Source organism: Kamptonema sp. PCC 6506 (genome assembly GCF_000180455.1).
Taxonomy (GTDB): domain Bacteria; phylum Cyanobacteriota; class Cyanobacteriia; order Cyanobacteriales; family Microcoleaceae; genus Kamptonema; species Kamptonema formosum.
Map to the genome: position 1 here is coordinate 13,734 of NZ_CACA01000269.1, position 14,050 is coordinate 27,783.

The window sequence follows — 14,050 nt, forward strand, 5'->3', positions numbered from 1 at the left end:
TCGCATTTCTTAAGTATTCTGCGAGCATCTTTAGCAATTTGGCTAGCAATAGGATTGATTAAACTGATTACTTTGGCGAAAACTCTTAAAATCTTGTGGTTTTATTCCCTGCGGCAAATCCATTGTAAACAAACCTAGCATAAGCATTGATGAATTCTGAAAGTACAAGCACATCGATAAATATTGGAATCTTAGCACCACGAATCTTTCTCAGTGCTAAGTGATATGTACTTCGTAATCTTGGCAAACTCTCACCCTGCGGCCCATAAATATACAGCCACACATTAGCATCGAATAATATATAATCAGATGAGCTAAATCTGTAATATTCGATCTGATAAACTTGGTTACTCATCATCATCCTCAGCACACAGAGATTCTTTTGCGGCTTCCTTGAAACGCTCAGGGTCTTCTAAGTACCGCCGTCGCCAGTATATAACATCCTCAATATATTCTGCATCTTCAGGATCGATATCTACTATACTGAGTGAATTACGGATTTGCTCTTCTGAAAAATATTCATACAATTGAGCAATTCCCTCGCTCAGGAAAGCCCTTGTAAAGTCTTCACAATCCTTGAAAGAAAGAACCACGCTTTTACCTTCCCTGAAAGCTGCTGCAATTGCCTCGAAAACTTGTTGACCAGCTTCGCAGGTGATACATAAATTATCATCGATAATTTCAGTAATGCTCAGGGTGATACTATCGGTGTTATTAGTAGTGAGAGTTGTTAAAAAGTTCATAGCATTTTGTGGTAAATTGACTTAAAAGATGATTCTAGTAGCACAAGCAAACCGCAATTTCACTCAAACCTCTAATAAATGCCAGTCAAAAAAATCAGATTTCTTAGCAGACGGCTAAAGGCAATTGTACAACAAACTCAGTACCTTCACCAACTTTGCTATAACAACGAATTGTGCCCCCATGATCTTTGACAATCGCCTGATAGCAAATAGATAACCCCAAACCCGTACCTTTTCCCACTGGTTTAGTCGTAAAAAATGGATCGAAAATTTGGTTCTGAATCTCAATGGGAATACCAACACCGCTGTCCCGAATTGAAATTGTCACCAACTCATCCTTACTTTCTGTGCGAATAGTAATTTTCCCTGGTTTTCCTGATGTTAATATGGCATCTAAAGCATTTTGAATCAAGTGGAAAAACACTTGATTGATTTGGGCTGCGTGGCATTCTACTAAGGGCAAAATTCCGTATTCTTTTTGAATTTCGATTCCCGATTTCAGTCTATTTTGCAACATAGCCAAACTGCTTTCGATACCCTCATTCAGGTTTGCAGGCTTAAATTCAGATTCATCCAGACGAGAGAAATTACGTAAAGTGGTCACGATTGAACGAATGCGATCGCTCCCTTCTTGCATGGACTTAAGCAATTTAGGAAAATCTTCCTCAATATAATCTAACTCTAAATCTTCCGCGATTTTACTAATAGTATCTGCTGCTTCTGGGCAGGCTTCTGTACAGGTATCAATCGCGACAATCAAAGTTTTTGCATATTCTTGAGCGTGGAATAAATTAGCATGGATAAAATTATTAGCGTTGTTAATTTCATGGGCAACCCCAGCCACCATTTGCCCCAAGCTTGTCATCTTTTCACTCTGGATTAATTGCTGCTGAGTAGAGCGTAATTCTTGTAAAGTAGCTTGCAAATGTTCAGCTTGAGCTTGCGATTTTATCGCCGCTTCTTGAACTTGTGCATAAAGTTCCCCTTGCTGAATTGCGATCGCCATTTGCTCACCTAACTGCCGCAGAAACTCTGTTTCTTGGGGTTGCCAATGCCGGATACTTTGACATTCTTGGGCAATCATTAAACCCCATAGGCGAGTGGGGGATGGGGAAGATGAGGGGGATGAGGGGGATGGGGAAGGTTTACCTATGTTACTTCTCCGCTTTTCCTCATTTTCTTCTTTCTCTACCTCTAGGGAACTGCTTTCATTTCTACTAATCACAATCGGCACAATCAAGTTAGATTTTACCTGTAAAGCAGTTAAGAAATCAACGTGGCACCTATCTAAACCAGCCTTTTCAATGTCATCGATTGCTCTTACTCTTCCTTCTAAATAATGCTGAGCATATTCCTGAGAAAAGCAATTGTCCGTGATGGAATCGCCAAAAATTGACGGCCAAGGAATCACAATATCCTCAACTACAATTTCCCCTTCCCATTTGTCTTTAAATTGGTAAATAACAACACGATCGGTGTTTAAAAGTTGGCGAACCTCTCGTACTGCCGTCTGAAGTATAGTTTTAATATCCAATGTGCTGCGAATTTGGTTACTCAGCAGACGCAACAAAGATTCATATTCCGCTTGGCGGCGGGTTTCAGCGTATAATTTTGCCTGATTAATCGCGATCGCCAACTGAGATGCTACCCCCTCAATCAGTTGCTTTTCCCATTCTGTCCATTCCCGTTCGCGATCGCACTGGTGCAACCCAATCACCCCATTTACCCGTCCTTGGTAGCGAGTAGCAACAGCCAGCATCGACTTTATCCCCAAAGTCTTGGTAATCTCCCTTGTCTCTTCTCCTAATCCGGGAAAATCGGCAAATTTTGCCACAGCTAAAGGTTTATCTTCAGAGATCAGAGTTTGGAGATGAGCATTATCAGCAATTGGCACTTTCATGCCAAGCTGGGCGAAACTATCTCCTCTGTTATATTCTCCCCGCGTAATCAGACTTTCTTCTGCTTCTGATTCTTTAACTAAAATGCTCGTGCGACTGCATTGTAGAGCTTCTCCCAGCAGGCGACAGGCAGAATTCAGAACTTCTTCTAAATCGAGGGTACGACGGATTTCATTATTGATCTGATTCAGCAAGCTAGACAACTGAACTTGTTGTTGCAATTGTACGATCAGCTTTTCTCGTTCCTCTGTTTCTATCAAGGAAATATCCTCCTCTGAGATACCATCCTCTGTTTCAGTCAACTTAGATGCTACTCTCGGCCAGGGACAGTGAGGTGACTCTACTTTCAAATACATAGAAGGTCAGTATTTTTGTGGTGTTTTACCCAATCTTGTCTGAGGCTGCTCAATTGCACCCCGCCTTTAGTCTTACCAGCTCGACCCAGACTTTTTAGATATTAATAAATTATAGCAGAAAGAATAAAAAACTAGTCATCCAGGAAAGAACCAAAATGCAGGTGAATCAATGGTTTAACTAATTCAAAATATCCTAACCTAAATTTAAAGATATATTATAGACTGGAAACTAGCGGCTGAAAACCAGCCGTTTATCCGTAATTTATAATTGCAAATTTATAGATTTAATATCAAAGCTATGTTAAGAAAGAAAGTCAATAATCAAGCCAATAATCAAGCCATAGTAGAGATGAACCACCCTATCAAAATCGCTTTAATGATTGGCAATTCGCGGCTGCACTGGGCAAAGTTTTCGGGTGCAGCACTTCAGGAAACCTGGGATACAGAGCATTTAACCCCTGATGCTGCAAAGCAGTTAAGTAATCAATTTAAGTTGTCCCCTGTTCCTATCTCTCTAGTTTTAGCTTCTGTAGTATCGCCGCAGGCGGAACTTTGGCAAAACTACCCTGACCTCCATATAATTACTCTAGATCGATTGCCACTTTCCGGGCTCTACCCTACTCTAGGAATTGACAGGGCTTTGGCTGTATTAGGTGCTGGTACTGAGTTAGGTTGGCCCATTCTAGTAATTGACGCTGGCACTGCAATAACATTTACTGGAGCAGATATCAATAAGTGCCTAGTTGGTGGTGCAATCTTACCGGGCTTAGCTTTGCAGTTCTCTTCTTTAGCGCAAAAAACAGCAGCGCTACCATTAATAAAGTTACCAGAAAATTTGCCCCCACGCTGGGCTATGGATACACCACAGGCAATACAGAGCGGTATTATTTACACATTAGTTGCAGGAATTAAGGACTTTATAGAAGATTGGCTGTACCACTTTCCACAAAGTAAGGTTGCATTGACTGGAGGCGATCGCACTTTTTTACTCACCTATCTTAAAACTCTCTTTCCCGATTTAGCTACCTCTATCATTGAAGCTCCCCATGCCATTTTTTGGGGAATGAGGGAAGTTATATTAAATTTTGTTAATCATAAGTAATTATCATACAAAACAATAGAATTAGAAGATATACTTACATTAGTTTTCTTTCTTTATTAAGGCTGGAAAATGGAGATCGTCACTCATCTGCCTGGATATACCATCACAGAACAAATCTATGGAGGTTCTCGTACTCTTGTCTATCGAGGTATTCGAGAGTGCGATCGCACTCTCGTAGCGATCAAACTGTTGCGAAATAAATACCCAAATTTCAACGAACTTGTCCAATTTCGCAATCAATACACCATCGCTAAAAGTCTTAACTTTCCTCGCATTATTCAACCCCTAAGTCTAGAAACATATCACAATAGCTATGCCTTAATCATGGAAGACTTTGGTGGAGTCGCCCTATCTACTTATCTCCAACTAGAAATAGATGAAAGTCAACGCTCTAAATCTTTACCTTCAGCAGAATTTCTCCAAATCGCCCTACAACTCACGGAGACTCTCCACTATCTCTACCAGAATAGAGTTATTCATAAAGATATTAAACCCGCGAATATTCTCATAAATCCCGATACCAAACAAATCAAAATCACTGACTTTAGTATTTCTTCCCTCCTACCAAGAGAAACCCAAGAAATTCAAAATCTCAATATCTTAGAAGGAACCTTAGCTTATCTATCTCCCGAACAAACTGGGAGAATGAATCGAGGCATAGATTATCGCAGTGACTTTTATTCTCTGGGTGTCACCTTCTATAAATTATTGACAGGAAAGTTACCATTTATCTCGGAAGATGCAATGGAATTAGTACATTGTCATCTCGCCAAGGAGCCGATTCCAATTCATCAAATTCAGCCTCAAATTCCCTTAGTTTTATCAGCAATTGTCTGTAAGCTAATGGCGAAGAATGCCGAAGATCGCTATCAGAGTGCCTTGGGATTAAAGCACGATTTAGAGATGTGTTTAGCTCAGTTACAAACCACAGGTGAGATAGAAACATTTAAACTCGGAGAGCGAGATATTAGCGATCGCTTTATCATCCCAGAAAAACTCTATGGCAGAGAAAACGAAGTAAATCAGCTATTAACTGCCTTTGAGAGAATCAGCACAGGTCAAACTGAAATGATGCTAGTGGCGGGATTTTCCGGCATTGGTAAAACCGCCGTTGTTAATGAAGTGCATAAACCCATTGTTCGGCAACGGGGTTATTTTATCAAAGGCAAATATGACCAATTTCAGCGCAACATTCCCTTCAGTGCCATTGTCCAAGCTTTCCGCGATTTAATGGGGCAATTGTTAACGGAAAGCGATGTCAAAATTCAGCAATGGAGACATAAAATATTAGAGGCTGTCGGTGAAAATGGACAAGTAATTATTGACGTTATACCCGAATTAGAAAAGATTATTGGTACTCAACCCCCACCCATCAAATTATCGGGAATTGCAGCCCAAAATCGCTTTAATTTCCTCTTTCAAAAATTTCTTCAGGTTTTTACCCAAAAAGAACATCCATTAGTAATTTTCTTAGATGATTTACAATGGGCTGATTCTGCTTCTTTGAATCTGATTCAATTATTAATTGTAAATAGAAAGCAGGGATATTTACTATTAATTGGAGCCTATCGAGATAACGAAGTATCGCCCGCTCATCCTTTGATGATGAGATTAACGGAAATTAGTAAATCTGAGGCTGTTGTTAAGACAATTACTCTCGTACCTCTGAGTCACGTCAAATTAAATCAATTTGTTGCCGATACACTAAAGTGTAGGGAGAATTCAGCTTTTTCTTTGTCGCAATTGATTTATCGGAAAACCCAGGGAAATCCCTTTTTTGCAACACAACTTCTCAAGTCATTATATCAAGATAAATTGATTAAATTTAATTTATCAGAGGGATGTTGGCAATGTGATATTTCTCAAATTAATCAGCAAACACTCACCGACGATGTAGTTGAGTTTATGGTATTTCAATTGCAAAGATTACCAGAATCAACCCAATCTACATTGAAACTAGCTGCTTGTATTGGCAACCAATTTGACTTGCAAACATTAGCGATTGTTTGTCAATTATCTGAGGTGGAAGTCGCAACTGATTTATGGGTCGCTTTACAGACCGATTTGATTTTACCCCAAAGTGATATTTATAAGTTTTATCAGGGCGAAGATAACGATAAATTGAGGCTGGAAAATAAAAACACCAGCGAGCAAATAGCCAAGTATAGATTTTTGCATGACAGGGTACAACAAGCTGCCTATTCTTTGATTCCTGAAGACCAAAAACAAGTAACTCATTTAGCGATCGCTCGGTTGCTGCGACAAAGCACCCCAGACACCGAACTAGAAGCCAAGATTTTCGAGATTGTCAACCATTGGAACAGAGCGATCGCAATTATCCTTGACCAATCGGAAAAAGATAATCTTGCCCAACTTAATTTAATTACTGGACGCAAAGCTAAAGCCTCAAATGCTTACGAACCAGCTTTCAAATATTTCACTACAGGTATAAATTTACTGTCTGATGGTGCTTGGCAGACCCAAACCAGCCTGATGTTAGGATTGCAGGAAGGAGCAACAGAAGCGGCGTATTTGTACGGTAATTACGAGCAAATGGAGCAGGGAGTAAAGGTGATTTTAGCTGCAAATCTCCAAGCGACCGAGTACGTCAAGACCTACGAAATCCAGATTCAGGCTTATACAAATCAGGGGAGATTTCAAGAGGCGATCGCGATCGCTTGTACTGCTTTAAGCGAATTTAACACTTACCTTCCAGAGCAGCCGACACCGACAGATATAACATCGGCTGTAGAAAAGGTAACGGAATTGCTTAATGGTAGAACTGCTGAAGATTTACTCGATTTGCCTGTGATGACAGAACCGGAAGCAGTGGCAATTATGCAGTTACTTTCTAGTGTTACCGGTGCAGCCTATCTTTCTGCTTCCCAACTATTTCCATTTATCGTTCTGACTCAAGTTATGTTGTCGATTCAGAAAGGTAATAACTCCCTATCAGCCTTTAGTTACATTAACTATGCGATTTTATTGAGCAATATGTTAGGGGATTTGGATACAGCTTATGACTTTGCTCAGATGTCATCACAACTAATGGCAAAACTCAATGCACGTTTTATCCAGCCAAAAGTTAATGTTCTCCTGGCTGCGTTTTTTATCCATTATAAATCTCATTTTCGCAACAGTTTAGCTTTATACAGGGAAGGCTTCCAGACAGGCCAGGAAGTCGGCGATATAGAGTTTGCAGGCTATAACGTCCACCATTTATGTCAGTGCGCTTATATAATTGGTCAGGATTTAAATACTTTGGCGACAGAAACAGAGCCTTATTTAAATACCCTATCCAAGCTCAATCTCAAAATATGTTTAAACTACTCTCAGATTATTTTACAAGCAGTTGAGCGGCTCCAAAATAGTCAAAACCAGTCAACTTTGACAAATAAAACAGAGCAAATACACGCCGAACTCACCGCTACTAATGATTTAATTGGATTGCATTATTATTGGGTCTATAGCCTGACTACTTCCTATCTCCTCAATCAATATCCACAGGCAATTCAAGATGCAATAGAAGTGCGTCAAACCCTAGCAGTTGCAGGAAGCGGGGGGATTAGCGAATTAGTTTTTTACTTTTACGATTCCCTGACAGCACTGGCTACCCATACCGAAACTACAGACAAAACCGAACTGCTGGAGCGGGTTTCCAAAAATCAAGCCATACTCCACCATCGTGCAGTTTCCGCACCGATGAACTTTCAACATAAATACGACCTAGTAGAAGCTGAACAACATCGGGTTTTAGGCAAGAATTATGAAGCAGGAGACTGGTACGATCGCGCGATCGCAGGTGCTAAAGCCAATGACTATATCCAAGAAGAAGCTTTAGCGAACGAATTAGCCGCAAAATTTTACCTTGCTTGGGGGAGAGAAAAAATTGCCGCAGGTTATATGCAAGAAGCCTATTACTGTTATGCCCGATGGGGAGCCAAAGCTAAAGTAGTTGATTTAGAAAAACGTTATCCCCAATTACTTGTGCCTATATTAAAGCAAAGCCGTTCGACCCTTTCCACTAATGAAACTATCTTCCCCTTGGAGACTGTTACATCTACCAGTTCTACTACATCCAGCAGTACCAGTGTCTCAGATACCCTAGATTTAACAGCAATTCTCAAAGCATCTCAGACTATCTCTAGTGCCATCGAACTAGAAAAACTGCTGTCATCATTACTGAGAATCGTGATTGAAAATGCAGGAGCCCATAAATGCGTGTTAATGCTGTTGCAAGACCATCATCTGCTAATTCAAGGCGCAATTACTCAGGGAACACAAGCCATTGTGTTGCAAAGCCTTCCCCTTGAAGACAGTCAGGATATTCCCCATAAGCTAATTTATAAAGTTAAGCACAGCCAACAGACTGTGGTGCTACTGGATGCAACCGCAGATATTACCTTAGCTAATGACCCATACATCATCCGTCAGCAGCCCAAGAGTATTTTGTGTAACCCAATTTTGCATCAAGGCAAATTGATAGGCATTTTATATCTAGAAAATAGTTTAATTACAGGAGCCTTTACGAGCGATCGCGTTGAACTTCTGAATCTAATTTGCGCTCAAGCTGCGATTTCCTTAGAAAATGCTCGTCTTTATCAAGCAGCACAACAAGCCTTAAACGACCTCAAACAAGCCCAAATTACCATTATTCAAAGTGAAAAAATGTCCGCCTTGGGTAACTTAGTTGCTGGAGTTGCCCACGAAATTAATAACCCAGTTGGCTTTCTGACTGGCAATATTACTCCCGCCTTAGATTATATCAATGATTTGTTTGGTTTGCTCGATTTGTATCAACAAAAATATCCCCAACCAGATGCCGATATTCAAGAGGAAATTAAAACCATTGAGCTTGACTACATCCGGGAAGACTTACCTAAGTTAGTTGAGTCGATGCAGGAAGGCGTAAAGCGAATTCAAGACATTAGCACGAGTTTGCGAACCTTCTCCCGTGCAGATACTAACCATCCGGTTGCCTGCAATATCCACGATGGGATTGATAGTACCATTATGATTCTGAAACATCGCCTCAAGGCTAACGAAAATCGTCCCCAAATCCAAGTGATTAAAGAGTATGGCAATTTACCGCAAATCAAATGTTATGCCGGACAATTAAATCAGGTATTTATGAATTTATTGAGCAATGCTATTGATGCCCTAGAAGAAGCAAGTCAAGGACGCAAGTATGCAGAAATTGCCAATCAAATTACTGTTAAAACTGAGCTATCAGATGATAAATATCTGGCAATTATTCGGATTAAAGATAATGGTATTGGCATGACTGAAGCAGTACGCGCTCAAATTTTTGAGCATTTATTTACCACAAAAGGAGTAGGAAAAGGCACGGGATTAGGATTAGCGATCGCCCAGCAAATAATTGAAGAAAAACATCAGGGACAAATTACAGTCAATTCTGTCCCTGGTGAAGGTACTGTGTTTGCGATCGCTATCCCTGTTAAATAATACAATATATTAGGAGGAACCTTAGCCGATCTCTGTCCCAAACAAGCTGGAAAAATGAATCGAAGTATAGACTACCGGGTTGAATTTTAAACTAAAGGAGTAAAGTATGACAGCAAATACGCTAGAATTAGAGAAATTACCTGCGAGAGAAAAGCAGTTCCAATATCGCTTAAGATCGATACTTATCTTGGTATCCCTGCTAGTTGCAGGATACATGGGTAACTATTTCGGATTTCCCATTATCTTTCATCTAGACTGGCTATTTGGCAGTATTTTTGTCATGCTAGTTGTCGGATTATATGGCTTAGGTTGGGGAACTATAGCCGCCATGATTTCCAGCGCCTATACAATCTCGATCTGGAATCATCCCTATGGATTTATTCTATTCACCCTAGAAGCGATTGTTGTTGGATGGGGACTGAAACGGCGCAGTAACAATTTATTATTAGTCGATGTAGTTTTTTGGGGAATCATGGGATTTCCTCTGTTTTGGTTACTCTATGGCGTTATCGGGAAAATTCCCTTTCAAAGTGTTTTATTGATTTCGTTCAAAAATCCAATTAACCAAATTTGTAACGCTCTAATTGCCAGTCTAATTTTGACTCATACACCTATTACTAAATGGCTGCGTGTCAAGAATAGCAGGACTCATGCCTTTGAACAAACTCTCCTCAACTTGTTAGTGGCTTTTGTCTTATTACCAGCAATGTTACTGACCATTTGGAACTGTCAGGATGCAACTTTAACAGAACAAAAAAGTGTTTTAGCTAATTTGGAAGATGTTAGACAAAATGCCAGTAAAAATCTTCTAGACTGGCATCAGCAAAGCTTGGTTAAACTACAAGCCTTGGCCTCGCGCGAGCAGGAGAGGGATTTGTTGGACGAGGCGGGAATGCAGGAAAAAATAAAAATTGTTCAAGAAACAATACCAGAGTTTCGCAATCTCTACACTACAGATACAGAGGGAAACATTCTAAATTCAACTGCCGTTCAAAACATTAATCAAAAAGCAGCCAAGCTTGATTTTTTGCCGTTTCAGACTTTATTAACAGCAAAACAGCCGATGCTTTCTGAGGTAGTAACGGTATCCAATTTACCGACAATTATTCAGACAGTACCGATTTTTCAGAGCGAGCAACTTGTGGGGCAAGTCTTAGCAGAAATTGATATCAATACTTTGAAAAAAAGGTTGCTTAATAGTCAAACTGAATTAATCAAGTCTGTGAGTCTGTTGGATCGGCAAAATCGAATTATTGCCAGCAATCGCAGCGAATTAAAGCTAGGAGAAATCTTCGATCGAGATGGGAATGGTGAAATTCGCCAGCTTAATCAAAATACTCATATTTGGATACCGAACCTATCTAAAACCTCTAAGGTTGTGCGTTGGAGAAAATCATTTTACGTACAAAATAGTCCTATTGGTGGCGACCTACCTTGGATAATAGCGATCGAAGAAGCTAATGCTTCCCATCTACTAGCGCTCGATCGAATTTATACCAAAAGCTTCGCTATTTTGATGGTGCTTGCCATTCTATCACCCCTCCTAGCCAAAACCATCAGCAGCAGTCTGGTTAAGCCTTTACTAGAACTTGCCAATCTCACTAGCAATTTGCCAGATAAACTCACAGAACAACAATCCCTGCAAATTCCTGGTAGTCCAATTACTGAAATTAACACCCTCTCCAGTAACTTCCAAGTCATGGCAGGTGCTCTCCAAGATAAATTTCAAGAAATTCAGCAAGTCAATGTGGAGATTCAGCAGGCTAAAGAATTTGCAGATGCGGCAAACAATGCCAAAAGCGAATTTCTTGCTAACATGAGTCATGAATTGCGAACGCCGCTTAATGGTATTCTTGGCTATGCCCAAATCTTGCAGCGCAGCGAACCTCTCAGCGAAAAAGGACACAAAGGCATCGATATTATCTACCAATGCGGCTCTCATTTACTAACCTTAATTAACGATATTTTAGACCTCTCCAAAATCGAAGCCCGCAAACTAGATTTGTATCCGGCACCTTTGCACTTACCCTCATTTCTACAAAATGTTATCGAAATCAATCGCATCCGGGCCGAACAAAAAGGCATTACCTTTGATTACCAAGCTAATTCCCAGCTACCTATCGGAGTTTATGCTGATGAAAAACGTTTGCGTCAGGTTTTAATTAATCTATTGGGTAATGCGATCAAATTCACCGACAAAGGTAGTGTTACTTTTAAAGTTGAACCTATCGGTCAAAAAATTCGCTTTCAAATTGCAGATACCGGAACCGGTATGACTTCAGAGCAAGTCGAAAAAATCTTTCTGCCCTTTGAACAAGTCGGCGATACTAAAAAGCAAGCCGAAGGTACGGGATTGGGATTAGCAATTAGTCATAAAATTGTGGCGCTAATGGGGAGTGAAATTACTGTCGATAGTATTCCTGGTGAAGGTAGCACCTTTTCCTTTGAAGTAGAATTACCTGAAGCTGAAGATTGGGCAAGCACTTCTCGATTAGTCCCGGAAGGGAAGATAGTTAGTTATGCCGGTGAGAAGCGGCGCATATTAGTTATAGACGATCGCTGGGAAAATCGATCGGTTATAGTCAATCTGTTAGAACCCATCGGCTTTGAAGTCATTGAAGCTGCCAACGGGATCGAAGGCATCGAACAGGCGCTGAAAACCTTACCCGATTTAACTATTACCGACTTAAGTATGCCTATAATGGATGGGTTTGAATTTTTGCGTCAACTCCGTTCCCATCCCCAATTACAAAACCAGATTGCGATCGTCTCTTCTGCCAGCGTATTTGAGATCGATCGCCATAATAGCCTGAAGGCAGGAGGCAATGATTTCTTGCCCAAACCCGTGCAAGCTGAAACTTTGCTCGAGATCCTTCAAAGCCACCTGCAATTAGAGTGGATTTACGACACAAATAATAGCGAGAACGAGAATTCTGAGTTAGCAACCGATGAAATTCAGCCACCAGCCATAGAAATCTTAAACCAACTCTTTGAACTTGCACAAGATGGCGAACTAGACGGTATTATTGAAGTAGCACAACAAATTCAACAGGGTAATACGGCTGCTTTTGCCGGACAACTGATCCGCCTTGCCGATGCTTGCGAAATCCGACAACTGCGGGCATTGATCCAACACTATTTGCCTTGAAACCTTAGAGAAATTATGGCTCAGCCTACCCAACCTTTTATCTTGATTGTGGATGATAATACAACTAATCTATCTGTGCTATCTCAAGCCTTGAAAGCTGCCCAGTATAAAGTACGCATGGCTACAGATGGCGAAGATGCTCTGGCACAGGTAGAGCGCCACCATCCCGAATTAATCCTGCTAGATATTGAAATGCCGAACATGGATGGTTTTGAAACCTGTCGCCGCCTGCAAGCTAACCCTACTACCCAAGGGATTCCCATCATTTTTATGACATCCCTAGCGGATACCGAAAAGAAAGTCAAAGGCTTATCTTTAGGCGCTGTTGATTACATTACCAAACCCTTTGAAGCATCGGAAGTGTTAGCTCGGATCAAAGTTCATTGGCGATTGAAGCAGCTTACTGACTCTTTGGAACGGCAAGTTTCCGAGCGAACCCAAGCTCTGGAACAGGCTCAAGTGCAACTGGTGCAACAGGAGAAACTCTCGGCACTGGGGGAGTTGGTGGCTGGGGTTGCCCACGAAATTAACAATCCTCTCGGTTGCATTGTTGGCAATGTCAATGCTGCTGAAGATTACATTAATGACTTGTTAGAAATTATCGATCTCTATGCTGAGAAATTTCCCCAGCCTGGTGCAGAAATTGAAGCTAAACTCAAAGAGATCGACTTAGATTATCTTCGCGAAGATTTACCAAAACTGATTGGCGCGATGAAAGATGGAGGGGAGCGCATCACGACTATCAGTAAGAGTCTCCGCATTTTCTCTCGCGCTGATAGCGATGTTAAGCAAGATTTTAATATTCACGATGGCATCGATAGCACGGTGATGATTTTACGCCATCGCCTTAAAGCTAACAATTATCGTCCTGAAATTAAAGTGATTGCAAAGTATGGCAATCTGCCAGAAATTAAATGTTTTCCGGGTCAACTTAATCAGGTGTTTATAAATTTGTTAGCCAATGCGATCGATGCGATCGATGAAGGCAATCAAGGGCTTACTTATGCCGAGATTCAAGCTCGGAGTAACCATATTATTATCAAAACCGAATTATCACCGCAACAACAAGTAGTTATTCGGATTCAAGATAATGGTAAGGGGATGACTGAGGAGGTAAAGAAAAGGATTTTCGATCGCTTATTTACTACCAAAGGAGTTGGGAAAGGCACGGGGTTAGGGTTGGCGATTGCCCATCAAATTATAGTTGATAAGCATCATGGATCGATCGGTGTCAATTCTTCACTAGGAGCAGGAACAGAGTTTGTTATCACCTTACCACTTAAAATGGTATAGGCGGTTAGGGGCTAGGGGCTAGGGGCTAGGGGCTAGGGGGAGGG

At 40.8% G+C, this 14,050-nt stretch carries 6 protein-coding genes; 4 read left to right on the forward strand and 2 right to left on the reverse strand.

Features of this window, described 5'->3' with window-relative positions; all coding sequences use genetic code 11:
• Positions 1–347: 347 nt before the first annotated feature.
• Both OSCI_RS14375 and OSCI_RS14380 read right to left on the reverse strand, forming a co-directional pair.
• Positions 348–743: an STAS-like domain-containing protein gene (locus OSCI_RS14375; RefSeq protein WP_007355725.1), complete on the reverse strand. Its 396-nt coding sequence runs from the start codon at positions 741–743 to the stop codon at positions 348–350.
• A gap of 103 nt (positions 744–846) precedes the next feature.
• Entirely contained in the window at positions 847–2,997 is a 2,151-nt protein-coding gene (locus tag OSCI_RS14380) for a GAF domain-containing sensor histidine kinase (RefSeq protein WP_007355726.1), read from the reverse strand.
• A 298-nt stretch (positions 2,998–3,295) separates the two neighbouring features.
• On the opposite strand from OSCI_RS14380, the gene OSCI_RS14385 reads away from it, so the two are divergent.
• The 4 genes from OSCI_RS14385 to OSCI_RS14400 all read left to right on the forward strand — a co-directional run bounded on the left by OSCI_RS14385 (position 3,296) and on the right by OSCI_RS14400 (position 14,006).
• Complete coding sequence (locus OSCI_RS14385; protein WP_007355727.1) at positions 3,296–4,099, forward strand: pantothenate kinase; 804 nt, start codon at positions 3,296–3,298, stop codon at positions 4,097–4,099.
• A gap of 69 nt (positions 4,100–4,168) precedes the next feature.
• Positions 4,169–9,565, forward strand: a complete 5,397-nt coding sequence (locus OSCI_RS14390; protein WP_007355728.1) for a trifunctional serine/threonine-protein kinase/ATP-binding protein/sensor histidine kinase — start codon at positions 4,169–4,171, stop codon at positions 9,563–9,565.
• Between the two features lie 106 nt (positions 9,566–9,671).
• The gene (locus tag OSCI_RS14395) at positions 9,672–12,713 is read left to right on the forward strand and encodes a hybrid sensor histidine kinase/response regulator (protein WP_007355729.1); all 3,042 of its coding nucleotides are present in this window, start codon (positions 9,672–9,674) and stop codon (positions 12,711–12,713) included.
• Between the two features lie 15 nt (positions 12,714–12,728).
• Positions 12,729–14,006, forward strand: a complete 1,278-nt coding sequence (locus tag OSCI_RS14400) for a sensor histidine kinase (RefSeq protein WP_007355730.1) — start codon at positions 12,729–12,731, stop codon at positions 14,004–14,006.
• Positions 14,007–14,050 lie beyond the last annotated feature (44 nt).